Below are 18040 nucleotides of genomic sequence, written 5' to 3'. Positions count from 1 at the left end.
ATGTATCGAATCATCATATTTTTTCTAATGGCAGGATTTCTGCCATCAGCGACTTCTTCATATTCGTACTTATCTTTCATAAATTGACTTTGGAGTTTCTTATGCCTGCCCGACTCAAAAAGGGTTTTACGCTCATCGAACTACTCGTGGTGATTGCAATCATCGCGATCTTAGTGGCGTTGCTGTTGCCTGCTGTCCAGCAAGCCCGTGAAGCGGCTCGCCGATCCAGCTGCAAGAATAACATGAAGCAAATTGGCCTCGCCCTGCATAACTACCACGATGTCCACGGATGCTTCCCGTCCGGGTGGATCGGTGTTCAAAACAGAATGGCCAACCCAGCGGGCGAAAGTGGTTTCGGTTGGGGAACGATGTTGCTGCCGTTCCTGGACCAGTCTCCTCTTTACAATCAACTTGATTTCTCTTTCCCGATGGACGCTGCACCAAATCGCCAGTTCCTCAACAGCTCCCTATCGACTTATCAATGTCCGAGCGATCCAAAGCCGGAAGTCTTTACAATTCAGGACAGGAATGGAGCCGACATTGAATTAGCGACCTTCAACTACCCAGCTGTTTTCGGAACAGTTGAACTCCATGGTTGCGAAAATGCTCCGGGGACCGCACCGGTCACTTCGTCTGGACAATGCATCAGCGACGGTGCTTTTTTTCACAACAGCAAAATCAGGTTTCGTGATTTTACTGATGGATCGAGTTCAACAATCATTGTTGGTGAGAGAACAACCTTCACAGACACCACGACTGGCGAAAAGTTCTACGGCACCTGGTCAGGAGCTCTCCCTGAAGTTGACGAAGAAGCAGCTCGCATAGTTGGTCACGCGGAACATCCCCCGAACTTTAATCACCACCCTGAAGACTTCGGTAGCTCCCACACCGGAGGAGCTCAGTTCGTCCTGGGTGATGGTCATGTTGCTTTCATCAGCGAGAACATTGACGAAGGCGTTTTTCAATCGCTGGCAACTCGCAGCGGCGGAGAAATCATCAGCGACTTCTAGAGCAGTTTGCTCTACCGTGTGCCCGTGAAGAACGCATTTCTCTAGAACCAGTTCGAAAACCTCTGGAATCGTCGCGTTCCTCAACGTTTGAGAGAGCAATTTCAAGCTTCAGGACCACCTCTAGATAAATGCTGTTCGCCACGAGGCTGATCCTGCAAACCAATTCGAAAGATGCTCTAAAGTCAATTAACGATTTGTCCGCAGTAATATTACTGCATTTTGAGTGGTCGATGACCTCCCCCGGTAGTGACTCACCGGGGGCGATATCGATACTGAAGACCAATTCAAAAGATGCTTCAAGAAGAGTACGTGTTACGAAGCGTTACGGCGTCTCCGATGGCGGATCTGTTTCAGCCGCTGTGCCGGACGTCTTTTCGCAGATGTGGATTGTCATGCCGGACATTGTCATTGACCAATTGACCGCCCACTCTTCGGGAAGTTCGAATTCTGCACGTTTGGGGACCCGTAAGACCAGCGTGGCGTTTTCAGCTGTTGATTCCTCTTTGGCGAGCCGCTTCAAAGAGGTCCATAATGGCTTCTCGGGGATAATGTCTCGGACCATTTGATATGGCGGATCGAAGAAGACCACTTCCCAGGGTACGAAGTCCGCAATGCGATCACCCTTGGGACGGTAGGAACAGCGAAGCACATCCGCTGGCCAGACGAGAACGTCCTCTTTGCAATCCAGTGTGGCAACGTTTTCTTTGAGAAACTGAAGGGCTTTGCGATCCTTCTCGATGAAGGTCACGCTCGTCGCTCCTCGCGAAAGAGCCTCGAGCCCAATCGTCCCGGTCCCTGCGAAGATATCGACAACCCGTTTTCCTTCGACACGTTGATGAATGTTCTCGAACAGAGCCTCCTTCACCCGATCCGTGATCGGCCTGGTGGTCAACCCCGGGTTCGTTTGCAGTTTTCGTCTTCGATATTTCCCAGCAATAATTCGCATTAGGTTTCCATGCTCAGCATATTCAACAGAGGAGTTCGTCGTGGACATCTTCGAACGGATGAATCAATCCTGTTCAAGCCCTTCGAAGTGCCGCCTGATAATGTCTTTGGCTTCCTCTGCGACCGATGCAAAAGCCCGGCGTCGTATTTTCGGAGCCGTATCTTCAACGCTTGGGGCTTCGCGTGGAGGAGGTACGGACGGGGTATCATAAGTCGCAGTGTCCGACTCAATGCGATTCTCTAATTCACTATCTGACAGCCAAGATGCGATGTCATCATCCGAAAGTGGCTCTGCGATTTGTAACGGAGACTTCACAGTAATTTTGACTTCGACGCTGCTTGAATCTTCTGAACCACCTCGCAAGCGAAGCACCATCGGACCGACTGCCAGCGTTCCGCCGGGCTGAAGCACCACTTCCCCATCGATCGGTCGTCCGTTAACAAATGTTCCGTTACGACTTTCAAGATCTTTGACGAGAACTGTATCGTCGCGAACGACCAGCAAACAGTGATGGCGGCTGACGTCTTCCGAACTGATGCGAATTTTGGCGTCCTCGGAACGACCAATGATCGTCTCCGAATCCGTCAACCGAATCTTTCGACCTTTGTGACGTCCGGTCTGAATTTCGAGGAGAGGTAATTTATCCATCAGTGAATTCAACTTGGCTTGAGCAACATCAAGAATGTGTTTCGTGATTAATCGTGAAGCGGAACAACTGCCGGCTGGCCACAGCGAGGACAATTCAAGGTGCGACCTCGGTGCGACGCCTTCACCTTCAAACGTTTCCCGCACTCTCCACAATTAAAGCGGACTTTCTCACCCGTGTCAGGACGAGTTCCTAAATGTCGCTGCTTCCAGACATCCTCTGCGATGACATGAATCTGAGAAAGGAGTTCTTCCGGATCGTACGGCTTCGTCATATATCCATCCGCTCCAACGCGTGAAGCGAGTAAGCGGGCGTCATCCATATCGATGGCGGTCAGCATCATGACGGGAATAAACGGATTCTCTTTCTTCATCCGTTCACAAACTTCAAAACCGGAGACCTCATTCGGCAGAATGACATCAAGAATCACGAAATCCGGCAGGTGCATCGAGAAGGCGACATGTGCTTGCCCCGAGTCTTTTGCGATTTCGACTGTATACTTATTTTCGTTGAGAAATGTCTTCAGAAACTCCGCCTCGTCCTTGTTATCTTCGACAACAAGAATGCGGTGGACCATCTCTTCGACGGGGGTCATTCCACTACTCATCTGGATTCCACCTCGACCTTAGTCAAGTGAATATCACCTAAGAGCACAGCAGGTTCCTCAAACACAGTGTTCATGAGCATTGTCAATTCAACTGATATGGTATCTTGCGAGGACATGCAAACACAACTTACATCTGGATTCAAAACGACTCAAACCTCAGGAGTGCTGCTCTCGATGTCCTTGCGACTTCTAGAGCATCTTTCGAATTGGTTTGCAGGTTCTGCCTCGTGGCGAACAGCATTTTCACTAGAGAAATGCGTTCTTCACGGGCAAACGGTAGAGCAAACTGCTCTAATGTGACAAGTCAGAATTTTCCTGGCGTCGCAGACACAAGCTTGAACAGCCAGCTCCCACTTGTCGACTAAAAAACCTGGAGAAAGCCTGCAAAAAGTAATAAAAGAATTTCATAACTCAGGGCATCTTTAATACTTACTTTGCCCGTGAAAGTCACTTACATGAATTCATAGACGACTCGCCACGAGGCTGAACCTGTCCACCTATTCGAAAAATGCTCCAGTTCAAAGCTTATTGAGAGAGAAACATGACAACTCCCCAGATTGACGTCGAAGCTGCTCATCGCTGGTTTGCAATTGAATGTAACAACGGAAGTTGGGATCTTGTTGAGGCGGAGACACGGACCGAGACACAAACCGAGGAAATGTTGCATTTGGCCCATGCCGCAAGATTTCACTGGCAGCATGCTGGTACAGAGCTGAATCTTTTGAAAGCAGACCTGTTGCTGGCGACAGCGTATTGCATCGCTAAACGTCCAGAAAATGGACTCGTCTACGCTTCACACGCGAGAGCGCATTTGAAAACCATTAAGGACGCAAACCCTTTCGACCACGCCTGCCTCGCAGGTGCGAGTGCCCTTGCACATCAGCTTGCCGGGCAAGAGCAGCAAGCAGCCCAAGCGAGAAACGAGTTCAAACAGCAACTGGAAGAAATCAACGATCCATCTGAAAAAGAGTTGCTACTGCAACTCTATCCCGTAGCCTAGTTTTACAATGACGCCTCTGGCCAGACTAAGCGTAACAAAGTCGAAAACACAAACGCATCACCGCTTTCTACCGCAAACATCGAGACCTTACACTTTATGATCCAATTTGAGCGCTTGGGCAAGGCGTGAAATTTCCTTTTTTCTAATTTTTTGCACCGTTGTCTATTGCTCCCCCTTGCACGGCAAGCTAGCGTTATACATCAGACGCTACCGATATTGGATCGTTAGCGGGCCAAACTTTCCAATAAAACAACACGGGAGAAGCGTGATGATACGGGCTATTCAACGGGCAGCGGCGTGCGTGGCAGTGCTGATCGCCACGGCGGGGCAGGTGCAGGCGGGTATTATTCTTTCTGATGACTTTGACCCTGGGCTTGGATCAGGAACTTTCCAATCCACTCAAAACGCTGCAGCGTTAGGAAATGGCCTCCAAGGGTTCCTCTCTGGAAACGCCTTGCACTTTGGTGGACAAGCCAGTTCAACACCGTTTGCCATCACGAATCCACTCGACGTATCACAAGGGGGCTCGATCTCGTTTGACTTTCGTGGCGGTAATGAATTGACAGATGGAGAAGCTTTCTGGGAAGACAGTGAGTCCAATGAATGGGCTGACCTTGCCTACTCCATTGATGGGGGAACGAACTTTATTGATTTCCAAATACTGAACACCGAAATGGATGAAGGTGAGAATCCAACCACATGGAACAATTTTAACATCGTAATTCCGCTGGCAGCCCAGACCACATTGACACAATTTCGCTTTCAACAGCGAGCCCATAGTGGGCCAGATTTTGACCATTGGGCCATTGACAACTTAGTGATTACGACAAACGACCTTGCTCCCGTTCCCGAACCCTCATCACTAGCTCTGTTCGGCATCTGTGCCTGCGTCGCAGGATTTGGGGCCGCTCGTCGGCGCCGACGCGAGAAGCAGCAAGAGGCTACGGCGTAACCTGACTGACAGAACTAGCAAGCATACAAGGCGGGCGACCATCACGGTCGTCCGTTTTTCGTTGGTACGATGGAAGACGTCGGCAGCACGGGACGCACCTGCGGCTTAGCCGGCCTCACGGCCTGCGTGAGCGGCTTACGTTGGAGTGTTGTCTTCGGATTGGGCTGGGGCAATTTCGACAGACCTTCCACGGCCTTGTTATCGTTGAGCCACAACCCTTCCCGAATTGCTAGCCATTCTTGAAACGTCATCATCTTCATGACTGTATTAACACCAGTCGTTCATAAAAACGGACTTGGCCAGCCCGCCCTGTCCAAATTAGAAGATCATTTTGGAAACGGCAACGCGGAAGGTGGCGCTGGCCCGTTGATGTTCCTCAATCAACCTTTCAACTGGCAATATAGATCGACGATTCCCGACGGATCTATCGATCCCCTTTCCAGACGACTTTGGTTTTTGTAGCCATGTCGTGCAGAGCTTGTTTCTTGGGGGGAATAGCTGCGAAAAGGAACGGGATGCCCGCCAGATTATCCGAGACATTTCGGAGAAACCATTTCATCGTGGCTTGCTTCATCGTTAATTGCTTGTTGTCTTCTGTAATCACAATCAAACCGAAAGCATCCTTTCCGAGTGTCGTGCGAATCTCAGAGGCTTCCTGAACAACCCAGTACATCCAATTGCTATAGATTAGCCACAACACAAACATCCCTGGGAACGCGACCTTCGCAAAGATAAATGAAAGCACAAGGAAACCGGTAAAGACCCAGGCGACCTTAGAGAGTTTGGCATTCGAACTGACTAAAAACACCGCGAGAGGTGCACATAAGTTGTCAATAATATGCCCCAGGTAGCGGACCCAGAATGTGGCGATTTCGTACTCACGTTTCTGGTCAACCAGCCCCAGCGTTGAGCTGTGGTAGTACCCAAACAGCCCGCACGCTTTCATTACGAAAATGGCAGGGAAGGCTGAGAGATAGCCGATCGGAGCGATGACAATAAACGCCGCTGCGATGTTAAGCATCGCCCGAATAATTGTGAACATTCCCCCTTCCGGGTCTGGATTCATACCAACAATGTTCAGGAACCAGGTTGTAATCCCTGCGGTAATCCCGTTGACGACACCGCTTCCGAAGGGGTTCATCGATTCGAACCCACCATCTCCCTTAATCACCAGCAGGATCGGGACAGCCACCAGCAACGCGGGAATGAGGGCTACAAAGGCGACGAGGTGCATGTAGATAATCCCGACCAAATTCTGGAAGAGAATCTGCAAGAGCTCCCAGAGAATCCAGCCTTTATAAGTGTATCTCGCGGTCATGTGGACCATGGCCATCGGCAGCAAAAAGAGTGCAAACCCTAACAGCCCGCCACCGACGATCAGAAAGGCTGGATTGCTCAGATCACCGGAAAACAACAAGCTATAAACAACCCCTCCAGCGAGTATCACAGGCGCTCCGGGGATCAGAATCAGCGGCCAGAAGAACGCACGAACCCCAGCTGCAATAGAAGTAAACAGATCAAACTGAATTCGATCGGACTGAAATTTATCGTTGCGTCGGGTCGAGTCAACAATTTTCAATGTCAGATACCACATCAAGCCTGGCACTGAGAGACCGCAAAGCAAAGACAACATAATCCAGAAGACTTTGGGTGGCATTTGCTCCTGGACATAAACAAACCCCATGTAGCCGCACATGAGGGCTAATGTTGTAAAGAACGTGAAGCCGGTTCCCACCCGGATCGCCATCCTTGGTTCACTGAGCACGAACTTCCACGATTCCGGAAATGCCGCAGCGAAAAACTTGGAAGGGTCAGGACCTTTGCGGGACCGCTTTTTCTTTTCACGACGATCCATCTGCCCGGTTTCGAGGTTCATCCCGCAACTCTGGCAAATCACGTCATCTTCGTCGATGTCCTTCGCACAGTAAGGGCAGATCTGCTCGTCTTTGTCTTCCAGATCATAATCATCAAGATTCCCCAAACCGAACGGGTCATCTGCAGCCGCCGACTTGACTGGCTTCTTCTTTCTTCGTTGTTGCTGAGGAGATGCTCCGCCACTCCCGCCACTCGGAACCTTTATTTTGTTGCTGCACTTAGGGCATTTGATTGTTTTGCCGAGAGCTTTCTCGGGAACATTCAATGTCGCTTCACAACTTTTGCAACGGATCTTCGGCATCAATTCGCTCCAGCATTGGCTTTCGGAACAGCAAAAACAAACGAAAACAACAGGTTGAATTGCTTCAATGGCGCTCGTCGACAAGCCAACATCGAATCAAAAGTCCGTTCCGCAAGTCCAGTCAATCTAGCAACTTCCCGACAAAATGCACATTTCGATTCACCAATATCAGGAGTTCTCTTCCCTCGAAAGGTCCGGTTATGCCGCTCACGGACCGCTCAGCAACGACTCACCCCCTCCCCGCTCTTGTCAGTCGAGACATTCGGAGAACCGATCTTGACTCTCTGCTCCAATCTCCAAGAGACTGTCAGCCACTGGATATTTTCACGTCAAGGAGTGACGAAATGAATAGTCGGACGAGGCAATTTCGCCTGATGATCCTCTCTGTCTTCTGCTGTCTTTCGGCATCATCGCAGGCTCAGGACGCGGTGCAGCCTCAAGCTCCCGGACAAATCCAGCCCCCCAATGCGACTCAAACTCCGGGATCTCCTGGTCTGGACTTTACCGATGGAGTGATCGTCCTCGAAGACGGGCGAGTCTTCTCTGGACGAATCAGCAACGTCGCGGGAGGATACCGGATCGACAACAACGGAACCTATGGAATCGTGCCGTTTGGCAAAGTGTACGTCACTGCCCGGACCCTCAACGAAGCATATATTGCACTGCGAGACCGGACACTCAACCCCAGAGCCGATGACCACCTCGTCCTGGCTGAGTGGTGTCTCACAAACGACTTAGTTGGACAAGCAAGAACAGAAGTTTCCAAAGCTCTGAAGCTGGAACCGCTTCGCCCTGAGTCGCGAGCGCTGATGGTCAAAATCGAAGAAAAATTGAATCCAGCCAAAAAACAGGTCCAACTTCCATCCGGGCCAGCCATGACAATGGATGGGTTCCTACGCCCCCAAGAGCGAACATCTGCCGGGTTAAGCCGAGAGACTCACCAGAAATTCATTCGACACATCCAACCGCTGATTCATAATAAATGCGGAAACGCCTACTGCCACGGACAGGCCGCCAAGAATGGATTTCACTTGGATGCAATTCGCCAGGGTTCATTGGGGAATAAACTTCAAAGCCAAAGCAACCTGGAGAATGTGTTGCAACAACTTGACCTGAAGTCCCCCGAGCGAAGCCCCTTTTTAATGAAGGCCATCGCTGTCGATTCGCATCATCAAAAAATCTTTCTCGGACCGCACGGGAATGACCAACATCAAGTCCTGAAGGATTGGGTTGCAAGCGTTGCCCGCGATCTCATCGGTTCCCCCAAGTCCAACACAATCGCAAATGCTGAAGAACTTGACTCACAAGAAGTGATTCAACAGACGAGCGCAGAGATGAATTCACCAGAGACCACCGCAACCCCAGCGACAACTCCTCGGCGAGAAAGCATCCGCCTGCAAGATATCCTCAACCAAAGCCAGCCCGACCCGTTCGATCCAGACATCTTCAACCGACGTGTCCACGGCGGAACCGCAAAAGAACTCCGAGAAGGCAAAGCCACCGAACAGCCGAAACCAAAATCGCCAAAAGCAACACAAACACTCCCAGTCATCACCCCATAAACATTTTCAATGTTTTTCGTGCCCGTGAAAAACGCTTTCACTACTTCACAAGCTCCTCGCCACGAGGCAGAACATCACAACAATGCCGAAAGCTGCTCGGGCGTATTCGTTACTACAGGCATCTTTTCGAGGGCACGAAAATCTTCAAGAGCCGAGTAGCTGATCGAGTCCTCGAGAGATTTGCCCACGGCTTAAGACAAAGTCGAACCCCGCTTCTTGAGCGGCTCCCAGCTTCGCAGTATGAACATGCGGGCCGAAGCCAACCAATTTGCCGGTAGTTGCAGACCTGAGAGCTTCCAGGTCGAGCTTCTCTGTCTCCAGGTCAACAATGACCCATTGAATCTCGTATTGGGACAGACTCTGAGTAAGCGTGATCTGCCCGAGACATGTTTGGGGAACGAGTCCCGCTCGCTGAACGGCTCCATTAAGTTGGCTGGAGAACATCAGGTCTTTGCAGAGAATCAAAACGTTCGGTGCGGGGCGATCAGACATCTCGTCTTCGATAAGGGGCTAAAGGCATGGCAGGTTGATGAAGTGACGTGCAAGTTAGAAGCTTAAATCACTGGACAGGGTTGCGATTCGTTCAAATTCACTCTTGCACTGTAGTAATGGCAAAGAGCAATTGCACTCGCATCGGCGACATCGTTCGGCTCCAAGACTCTTTTGAGTTTCAATTCTCGCTGAACTGCCAACTGCACCTGCTCTTTCGAGGCGGTCCCGGTTCCTGTCAACAATTTTTTGATTTGCCGAGGGGTATAATGGACCAGCGGTATTCCAGTTTCCGCAACAGCAAAGAGTATCGCCCCACGGGCATGTGCCATCAAGACTGCAGTCTTCGGGTTACGAGTCATCGAAAAGACTTGCTCAATCGCGATCGCTCCGGGTGAAAACTCAGCCAGCACCTCGCGAATTCCCGAACCGATTTCGTGCACACGTTCTGCAAGCGTTTTCGATTTTGTCGATGAAATGACCCCTCCTTCGAGCAAAATCGGACGCTGTGTTGAACGACGAATTAAAGCATAGCCGGTCCGGTTCAATCCGGGGTCGATCCCCAGATATAAAGAGGATTGAGGACCAGCGAACGCATTTCCGAGAGCCATTCCCATCGAGGAGTCCTGGCACAAATTCTGAGAATTCTTTGGCTGTTGATCATCCTGAATCACAGCTGTCTCCTCTTTATGTCGCGGATTGGTCATAGCAGACTTTCGCAAATCCGGTCATGTCTGTCGAGGTTTACTCGAATACATTTGTTCAGGCTGCACATCCCGAAATGAAGTAATGGCTTGAAAGTGAGGTTGGCAAAACGAAATCAAGATCCAAAGTTTAATAGTCCAGATCTTGATATGCTGGCTCTGAATTTCGCTCTCAAGGAATTCAAAATCAGCTTCGAGATCCACCCTCAAACAATGGCAATTCATTTCTCAAGACCCGAGATCCTTCAATACTTGGAAGGAAAACTTGCCCAAAAAAGAAAAAACGACCAATGGATCAGTGAGTCTTCTCACCCACTCGAAAACCTATCATGACAGTAATTTGAGTAGTTCCGATATTGACCGTGAACTGAAAAAAGGCTCCAGATAGTCATATTTCTTAAAATTGTGGGTTGGCGAATGCCCATCCCATGGATATACTCCCTCCTGTTCAAGGAAATTTTCCCGGAACAAATCGGTCGGAGAAAAGCGAGTAACGGCTTCAGTAAAATGAAGACGTTGTTCCGGTCGAACGGGTACTTTTGATCTAAGAGCTGGAACCTCCTGTCATCCCGTTGTTGTGTGTCGGTCTTTTTTCCGCACATCCTGCTGCCAACTATCGGTTGTGTTAACCGCTCTGGGAAGCCGCCAGCGTCATCAAATGATGCAATGAATTCTGTGAATTTCTTGTTTGTCCAGAATTCCCCGGAACGCGGCGTTTGCTATCTGGTGTTGTCGATTTTATTGACACATCTTCGCAAGTCTCCGACGAATTGGTCTGTCAACTGTCGATAACCAACTCCATCGAAGTGCTCCATGCGATGCAAAATACTGTGTTCCGCCATTTGAAACTTTAGCCTGGTTTCGGCCCCGCGTGTTGTTCTTTTTGAATCAACAGTGTGAGAAACCGGCCTGATGTTCTGGATGAACCTGTGTGAACAATGTCTGACAAGACCTTGTGCCAAAATTGTTGATTGAAAATCAGTACGGATAATTCGAATCAAAACGTCGATTTCAAACAGCATCATTACCAAAATCAATAAGCAACGACGTTGCTGAAGGACTGATCCGAAAAACTGACTCTGGTCTCTCAAATACTGACAGAACCTCACATCTCAGAAATTTTCTGGTTGGCACTAAACCACTTAAGGAATTCAATTGAAGACGTTTGCGGAACTGAATCTCATTGCTCCCTTGCAACGTGCACTGGCAGATGAAAACTACGAAACACCAACACCTATTCAAGCGCAGACCATCCCGGTTGCTCTTGAAGGACGAGACGTTCTCGGCTCTGCCCAGACAGGAACAGGAAAAACAGCAGCATTTGCACTGCCAATCCTGAACCAACTCGGACGCACGAATCGAAGAGCCGTTTCGAATCGACCACACGCTTTAATTCTCGCCCCCACACGTGAATTGGCTGTCCAGATCGGCGACAGTATTGCGACTTATGGTCGCCACCTGCGGTTGCGACACGTCCTCGTTTACGGAGGAGTCTCCCAACGAGACCAGGTCCGGAAACTCAAACGTGGGGCGCATATCCTGATCGCTACACCAGGTCGCTTGCTCGATCTGATGAACCAGGGACATATCGAACTGAACCAACTCGAGTGCTTCGTTTTGGATGAAGCGGATCGCATGCTGGACATGGGATTCCTCCCAGACTTAAAGCGAATCATTCGAGAACTTCCTGAGAAGCGACAGTCTCTGTTCTTCTCAGCAACGCTCCCTCCAAAGATTATCGAACTCTCGCAAAGCCTGCTTGTTGAACCGGCCACTGTCGATGTGACTCCGGAAAAGACAAACGTCGAGAAAATCACACAGCGAGTCCTCCACATGGACCGTGGTCGTAAGCAAAACATGCTGCAGACGATCCTCGACGGACCGGGTGTTGAACAAGCTCTTGTCTTCACAAAGACAAAGCGGACTGCTGACATGGTGACTGAACGATTGCAAGATCGTGATGTCAAAGCGACATCGATCCATGGAAACAAATCACAAAACGCTCGCCAACGTGCACTAAACGCCTTCAAAAGCAAGCACGTCAAAGTCCTGGTTGCAACCGATGTCGCAGCCCGAGGAATCGATGTCGACGGCATTACCCATGTCATCAACTACGATATCCCGCTCGAAGCGGAAGCCTATGTTCACCGAATTGGACGTACCGGACGCGCTGGAGCAGATGGAATTGCGATTTCTTTCTGCAGCAGTGAAGAACGTCGACTGCTACATGTCATCGAGCAGTTCATTGGCCAAAAAGTTCCTGTCGACCCAGAGTTTCCGGCTCCGCAACGACGAGAACGCCAAGGTGGTTCTCCGTCACGTCGACGTGGAAACTCCTCATCGAACAACCGACCTGCATCTGGTAAGGGGCCCGGTGGTGGACAAAACCGACCGGCAAAACGCCGGACGACAGAGTCCGCAGCGACACCGAATGGGAAACCCAAAAGAAAATACAATTCAAAGAAAAAGCCATTCAAGAAGGGTCCGAAGGTCAAACACACACCTTCATAACTGAATCGATTGCCAGTCCAGCCTTTCACTGGATATAATAAAGAGCCATGAATAGCCTGAATTCACTTAAATAACACATGGAATTGCGACTGTGCATCCAAGGTCTCAACAACACCTTGGAGTCTCTGTTAAAACTCAAAGTCATGTAAAACTTAGCACTCCGGCACACTCACAAGCGTGCCACTCAATGCGAGTCACGTGACTTTCCGACAGAGATCAACTAGAAGTATCAGTCGTGGTTCATAGGATTGTGAATTCAACTGAATCCCGTTTAAATGGAGAGACCTCATCGCAAAAAATCAGAACACATTCGCCAAGCGTCAACGAGAAGCGGAGAAACGCGCTAAAGCAGAAGCCAAGCGTGCTCGCCGCGTGGAGAGAAAAGAAACTGGAGGACTTGTTATTCCTCCGGAGCCTCCAGACGCCGAAGCGGATCCGTCTGATGAATCTGAGTCCGTTTGAGACGGTTCGTCAACACGTTCAATCACTCCGGGCAGACTTGCTCTGCTAATATTTGCTATCCGCCAAAAGTGAAATGTGAATCACACTCACAATTCATAGGCACAAGCCAAAACACTGACGCATTTTGCAAAGTGTACAAAGAAGATTTTACGACAACCTTTGCAGTCAAGACTACGTGAGTGTTTCACGAACAGATGACAGCACACCATTCTGAGAGTACTGGAAGAGAGTTATGGCAGAAGGAACAATTAAGCGAATCACCTCAAAAGGATTTGGCTTTATTGAAGATGGAACTGGAAAAGACATGTTCTTCCACAGTTCAGCACTAGAAGGGGTTAGCTACGACGACCTCCGCGAAGGTCAACGCGTTGAGTACAACGTCGGACAAGGCCCAAAAGGACCACGTGCAGAAAACGTTCGCGTGATCTGAACCTGATCCCGCTGTGACGTGAAACAGAAACGCCGAAAGCCGCAAAGCTTTCGGCGTTTTTTTGTACCGTCAGCGAACTTCAGACAAACGCGCGAAAGCAATCTTCACGAGCGTGAATCGCATTAAATTTGATCGAGCACGATCCGAGATAACACTCGAAACGAACGATGCACAACTACTAAAGCATCTTTTGAATTGGTTTGCAGGCTCTGCCTCGTGGCGAATAGCTTTTTCACTAGGGCATCTTCACGGCTGATTTGCAGTGAAATCGCTGCATCTTTGGCAGCTATTCACCGGGGCATCTCACACCCAGGATCAAGCGATATGACTGCAGACCAATCGTGAATTTGCCCTACACGAGTCGGTAGATCATCTGTAGATCAGTTGGCTGACCGAGTCTCCGCGAAGAACGCGATTCACGAGTACCATTGGTGTTCACCTCAAGGCAGAAAGCGAACACCAGTTCGGAAATGCTATTAAGCAAAGCAGGGACGGAGATCAAAGGCTCGCAAGCTTACCAGCGGAAGACGCCAGTTCCCCAAGTCAGCCCACCACCAAATCCGCACATCAGAATGGCGTCACCTCGATGGATCTTCCCTTCCTGGAAAGCTTCATCCAGTGCAATGGGAATGGACCCGCCAGATGTGTTGCCATAGCGATCCAGATTCACAAATAGCTTCTCATGAGGAATCCCAAGCTGATCGGCAGCAGCGTTGATGATCCGAACGTTGGCCTGATGCAGGACAAACTGAGAGATATCGTGGACACTCATCCCGCTCTTTTCCAGAACGAGCTCAATAGTGTCCGCCAGCATGCGGACTGCCCATTTAAACACGCTGCGACCATCCATACGGAGATACTGCTCTCCCGCAACGATCGCTTCAGGCGTAATTGGTGTATGCGTCCCGCCAGCTGGCCGGTCTAACAGCGGCCCACCTGACCCGTCTGAGCCGAGTTGATAGCAAACCAGCCCCTGATGCGGTGTTCCTCTTGTAACGAGCACAGCCCCTGCTCCATCCCCAAAGAGAGGATAAGTCCGCTGATCTTTTGGATTCACGATACGGCTGTTCAGATCACCTCCGACTGCGAGGGCGTATCTTGCATTTCCAGTGGCAACGAACTGCGATGCCGTCACCAGAGCGTACATGAAGCCAGCACAGGCGGCTGCAGTATCGAACGCAGGACAATCGAGCCCTAACTTGTCTTGCACCAGGCAGGCTGTCGAGGGGCAGTGATAATCGGGCGTAAACGTCCCACAAACGAGGAGGTCAATCTGTTGCGGATCGACGCCGGATGAGCGGATCGCCTTACGAGAGGCCTCAACACACATGTCGCTGGTGGCCATTCCAGGTGGACAATGGCGTCGTTCACGAATCCCGGTCCGCTGCACAATCCAGTTCGGATCGCAGCCGTATTCTTGATCGAGCTGTTCATTGGTGACGACCAGATCAGGGACATACGACCCACATCCAGCAATCTGGATTCCAAGCAACGAACTAGTACGGCGAGTGAACAATGTTCTTGCAGCACCGGGCGTGGTTCTTGTCGGATTCTCGTCGGTAATTGTCGACACGCCCTTCACTCCTTTTTGACGAACGAGAGACAGATCTCTCTATCGTTCGCTTCACGTTCCCTCGCAAATTAAAAAATGAGAGTGAACAAAATTGGTAAGTTGTGAGTCAAAAAACTCGAATTCTATTCTGCATTCTAGTATCTGTCGCCATCAGCATAAACATTTCTGGCCCTGAGAACCAGTGTGATTTTTCGAACCAAATCAAGTTCAAAACATGAGAAAACAATCGGTGTTCAACAAGGTGAGCCGCAACTCCATCGAGAGAGCCTCCTGAATCAGGAAACCCTGCCGATGAAGTCGCGGCTGCAACCCGGGTATCGCCCCCGGAGTCGTGGTGTTCAGCAGCCGTTTCTAATCGGCTCAAACTATGCTGAACATGCTTTTTACTTACGAATTGGCTGCTCGAACTTCGATTCGTTGACAGCAGATTGAGTCGCGCTTGTTGAGGCAGGTTGCGTGCTTCGACCAGTTGGAGCCGCTGGAATTCCAGTTGGATTCCAGTTGGAAACCGACCAGACGGGATAAGTTTGCACGACACTCGCTCCCAGGTCCTGCAAGCTTAATCGAAGCTTTGCCGAGGTCAATTCCTCATTTGGAATTGTCCTCTGTAAAACAAAACGACGCGTGGTTGGGATATATGAGAAGAATTTCCCGCCTCCAAGCTCGTCATTCTGGGCTAACAGGCGAAGAAGGGCTGTTTTAGGAACTTCCGCCGAGACTGTAGGAAGCGGGTCCAGCCAGGCCATGAGCCACACACCTGATCCATCCTTGCTCAAAATCGCAGACATTGAGAGTTCCCACTCTTCGTCATTGACGACTGTCTGAAATGCGAAATCGTACCGCGAGACTTTCTTCTCGGGCTCGAGCCCCAAAGCAGAAATGAGCTCTCCAAGCTGATCTTCTGTCACCCTGACAGCAGCCTGATCTTGAGCAGACGCCTGCTGAACACTCACTGTGGATGTCCCCACACTCGCCAGAACTCCGGCGACCAGCAAACTTTTAATGACCTTCACGACAGAGACTCCTTTGTCTGCATCCGACTCGCTTGAGCGACTCGATTTGAGGCCATGAGGCTGCTCGCACTCGAGTCGCTATGAATTATTTTCGTCCTTGAGGAATTCGAGACAGATTTGCGACCAAGTCTCAAAGTTCTCTGAAGACTTAGCCAGTTGTGCCGGTTTTTCGAATCCTGTCTGTATGATCGACTTTTCACGTGGTCGAACTTTTGCCGCTTCCAGGTCAAAGATGTGAACAATCCCAAGATGGACCTTTCCAACCTCGGTTTCATCATCATTAATCAGAGCTACACACTTTTGCGTAAACCCCGATTCCATAAAGACTTCCTCTTCAATTTCACGCTGCATTGCGACGTGATAAACATGACTTCCAGAATTTTGATCTTCTGCAGAAATATGTCCGCCAATCCCAATCGATCGCTTCGCGTGCAGGCGTCCTTCGCCAGATTCCGAGCCGCGCGTGTAATAAAAGACTTCCCCCGCATGACGGAAGATGCAGTAGGGAATGAGCTGCTTGAAGCCAGGGTCTTCCTCAACTTCGTTTCTGGGACGATAACTCATGTGCTCCGGATCGAAGAGTCTCTCCAGATATGGCTGGATATCCGTGGTGTAGCCTTGGAAATGCCCTATTTCGTGAAACAGCGACGTTGGGACCACAAGCACATGTTCGACAGTTGTTGATTCAGTCGTCATCAGTCTTCCTTTTCAGAAGTCGAGGATGTTCCAAGAATGTCACGGACCCGCGAGCCGATGTCTGCAGAGCGCATCAGGGATTCGCCGACCAGAATTGCATGTGCCCCACCGCTCTGGAGTTGCAAAACATCTGCTCGTGTGTGGATACCACTTTCTCCGACTAGAAGAATATGGTCCGGGATCTGTTTTCGGAGCGAGATCGTATGATTCAGGTCAGTTTTAAATGTTTGCAAATTGCGATTATTCACACCGATCAGTGGAGGGTTCAGTTTAAGCACACACTCGACGTTCGCAGGTTCATAAACCTCGACGAGCGCTTCCATCTGAAGGTCAACCGCGAGAGTATAAAGCTCGAGTAACTCGCGATCGTTAAGACACTCAGCGATGAGTAGAATCGCATCCGCCCCTGCTGCCCGTGCTTCATAGACCTGATATGGATCCAGAATAAAGTCTTTACGTAAGACCGGGATGCCCACCTGTTTGCGGACCTCTTCAAGGTAACCAAGCGAACCTTGAAAGAAGTGCTCATCCGTCAAAACGCTAATGCAGGCTGCTCCGTTCTGCTCGTAGATTCTCGCAATTTCGACTGGATCAAAGTCTTCACGAATCAACCCCGCCGAGGGAGATGCCCGCTTAACTTCTGCGATCAAACCCATTGGGTGACGGAACTTCAAAGCCTCAGTGAATGAGCGAACCTGAGGAGCGTCGACGATCGCTGACTGGATGTCGGCGACAGACCGGCGAAGCTTGGCAGCAGCGATTTCGCCACGTTTGTACTCAACAATTTTATCCAGAACGTTTGCCACGTCGTTAGCTTTCCGTAGAAAGAAATGATTTCGAAAAAGTAATCTTACGATTTATCTAGAGCAGTTTGCTCTACCGTGTACCCGTGAAGAACCTGTTTCATCAATAAAATTGCTCTTTGCCACGAGCAAGAATCTGCACACCAATTCGAAAGATGCTTTACGCGAAAACTTCCAAGCGAAGAATTCACGAGCTGTGCAGGGTCACTCCAAGTTGGATTCATCAGCGTCGATGCTCACATGCTCTTTGAGCGACCGAGTAAAGAATATGCACCCAAATTCTTCCCTGCTCTAAAACCTGCTTCAATCAGGCCTTCAGTGTCCCATTTAGCCTCCGACGACTCAACTGAGACTCAATGTTTACCAAAGATGCTGCGATCTTACTGCCGACTAACCGTTGACCAGTCGCGAACATGCTCAAAATGACTTTTCCACACTCCACTTCCGAACTCTTCCTCCT

General features: G+C 50.0%; 17 protein-coding genes. 6 read left to right on the top strand and 11 right to left on the bottom strand.

The features are described 5' to 3' along the window. Positions 1 to 101 precede the first annotated feature (101 nt). Positions 102 to 1010: a DUF1559 domain-containing protein gene (locus tag ACN0YR_RS05885; protein ID WP_417848259.1), complete on the top strand. Its 909-nt coding sequence runs from the start codon at positions 102 to 104 to the stop codon at positions 1008 to 1010. Between the two features lie 322 nt (positions 1011 to 1332). Here the strand turns inward: ACN0YR_RS05885 and rsmD are convergent, their stop codons facing one another. The 3 genes from rsmD to ACN0YR_RS05870 form a co-directional block, all read right to left on the bottom strand. After that, the gene (gene rsmD, locus ACN0YR_RS05880) at positions 1333 to 1956 is read right to left on the bottom strand and encodes a 16S rRNA (guanine(966)-N(2))-methyltransferase RsmD (protein WP_417848258.1); all 624 of its coding nucleotides are present in this window, start codon (positions 1954 to 1956) and stop codon (positions 1333 to 1335) included. 63 nt (positions 1957 to 2019) lie between these two features. Beyond that, positions 2020 to 2604 (bottom strand): FHA domain-containing protein, encoded by a 585-nt coding sequence (locus ACN0YR_RS05875; RefSeq protein WP_417848257.1) that lies wholly within the window; start codon positions 2602 to 2604, stop codon positions 2020 to 2022. Between the two features lie 47 nt (positions 2605 to 2651). Further along, positions 2652 to 3197 carry a response regulator transcription factor gene (locus ACN0YR_RS05870; RefSeq protein ID WP_417848256.1) on the bottom strand — a complete coding sequence of 182 codons (546 nt, stop codon included), beginning with the start codon at positions 3195 to 3197 and terminating at the stop codon, positions 2652 to 2654. Positions 3198 to 3750: 553 nt separating this feature from the next. Here ACN0YR_RS05870 and ACN0YR_RS05865 point away from each other — a divergent pair. Together ACN0YR_RS05865 and ACN0YR_RS05860 are read left to right on the top strand one after the other, a co-directional pair. Further along, positions 3751 to 4209, top strand: coding sequence for a hypothetical protein (locus tag ACN0YR_RS05865; RefSeq protein WP_417848255.1), 459 nt, complete (start codon positions 3751 to 3753; stop codon positions 4207 to 4209). 268 nt (positions 4210 to 4477) lie between these two features. Then, on the top strand, positions 4478 to 5161 hold the full coding sequence (locus tag ACN0YR_RS05860) for a PEP-CTERM sorting domain-containing protein (protein WP_417848254.1): 684 nt from the start codon (positions 4478 to 4480) through the stop codon (positions 5159 to 5161). Positions 5162 to 5585: 424 nt separating this feature from the next. On the opposite strand, the gene ACN0YR_RS05855 is transcribed toward ACN0YR_RS05860, so the two are convergent. Next, a complete protein-coding gene (locus ACN0YR_RS05855; protein ID WP_417848253.1) occupies positions 5586 to 7337 on the bottom strand; it encodes an RDD family protein in 1752 nt (583 codons plus the stop codon). A 344-nt stretch (positions 7338 to 7681) separates the two neighbouring features. Between ACN0YR_RS05855 and ACN0YR_RS05850 the strand changes: the two genes are divergently transcribed. Continuing rightward, positions 7682 to 8899 carry a hypothetical protein gene (locus ACN0YR_RS05850; protein ID WP_417848252.1) on the top strand — a complete coding sequence of 406 codons (1218 nt, stop codon included), beginning with the start codon at positions 7682 to 7684 and terminating at the stop codon, positions 8897 to 8899. Positions 8900 to 9043: 144 nt separating this feature from the next. Here the strand turns inward: ACN0YR_RS05850 and ACN0YR_RS05845 are convergent, their stop codons facing one another. The 3 genes from ACN0YR_RS05845 to ACN0YR_RS05835 form a co-directional block, all read right to left on the bottom strand. Next, positions 9044 to 9391: a hypothetical protein gene (locus ACN0YR_RS05845; protein WP_417848251.1), complete on the bottom strand. Its 348-nt coding sequence runs from the start codon at positions 9389 to 9391 to the stop codon at positions 9044 to 9046. Between the two features lie 62 nt (positions 9392 to 9453). Continuing rightward, positions 9454 to 10095, bottom strand: coding sequence for a crossover junction endodeoxyribonuclease RuvC (ruvC, locus tag ACN0YR_RS05840; RefSeq protein WP_417848250.1), 642 nt, complete (start codon positions 10093 to 10095; stop codon positions 9454 to 9456). A 716-nt stretch (positions 10096 to 10811) separates the two neighbouring features. Then, positions 10812 to 10934, bottom strand: a complete 123-nt coding sequence (locus ACN0YR_RS05835) for a hypothetical protein (protein ID WP_417848249.1) — start codon at positions 10932 to 10934, stop codon at positions 10812 to 10814. A gap of 313 nt (positions 10935 to 11247) precedes the next feature. Here ACN0YR_RS05835 and ACN0YR_RS05830 point away from each other — a divergent pair, with 313 nt between their 5' ends. Together ACN0YR_RS05830 and ACN0YR_RS05825 are read left to right on the top strand one after the other, a co-directional pair. Then, positions 11248 to 12603 carry a DEAD/DEAH box helicase gene (locus ACN0YR_RS05830; protein WP_417848248.1) on the top strand — a complete coding sequence of 452 codons (1356 nt, stop codon included), beginning with the start codon at positions 11248 to 11250 and terminating at the stop codon, positions 12601 to 12603. Positions 12604 to 13297: 694 nt separating this feature from the next. After that, the gene (locus ACN0YR_RS05825; protein WP_145195362.1) at positions 13298 to 13495 is read left to right on the top strand and encodes a cold-shock protein; all 198 of its coding nucleotides are present in this window, start codon (positions 13298 to 13300) and stop codon (positions 13493 to 13495) included. 514 nt (positions 13496 to 14009) lie between these two features. Here the strand turns inward: ACN0YR_RS05825 and ACN0YR_RS05820 are convergent. The 4 genes from ACN0YR_RS05820 to trpC all read right to left on the bottom strand — a co-directional run bounded on the left by ACN0YR_RS05820 (position 14010) and on the right by trpC (position 17583). Next, positions 14010 to 15068 (bottom strand): 3-oxoacyl-ACP synthase III family protein, encoded by a 1059-nt coding sequence (locus ACN0YR_RS05820; protein ID WP_417848247.1) that lies wholly within the window; start codon positions 15066 to 15068, stop codon positions 14010 to 14012. A 383-nt stretch (positions 15069 to 15451) separates the two neighbouring features. After that, positions 15452 to 16081 carry a type III secretion system chaperone gene (locus ACN0YR_RS05815; RefSeq protein WP_417848246.1) on the bottom strand — a complete coding sequence of 210 codons (630 nt, stop codon included), beginning with the start codon at positions 16079 to 16081 and terminating at the stop codon, positions 15452 to 15454. A 78-nt stretch (positions 16082 to 16159) separates the two neighbouring features. Then, the gene (locus ACN0YR_RS05810; protein WP_417848245.1) at positions 16160 to 16777 is read right to left on the bottom strand and encodes a phosphoesterase; all 618 of its coding nucleotides are present in this window, start codon (positions 16775 to 16777) and stop codon (positions 16160 to 16162) included. Then, positions 16777 to 17583 carry an indole-3-glycerol phosphate synthase TrpC gene (gene trpC / locus ACN0YR_RS05805; RefSeq protein WP_417848244.1) on the bottom strand — a complete coding sequence of 269 codons (807 nt, stop codon included), beginning with the start codon at positions 17581 to 17583 and terminating at the stop codon, positions 16777 to 16779. The genes ACN0YR_RS05810 and trpC overlap by 1 nt, the downstream gene beginning before the upstream one ends. Between the last annotated feature and the right edge of the window lie 457 nt (positions 17584 to 18040).

The organism is Thalassoglobus sp. (genome assembly GCF_048270125.1).
GTDB lineage: Bacteria > Planctomycetota > Planctomycetia > Planctomycetales > Planctomycetaceae > Thalassoglobus.
Note: the sequence above shows the minus strand (reverse complement) of the source record. Positions and strands in the feature narration are given on the sequence as shown.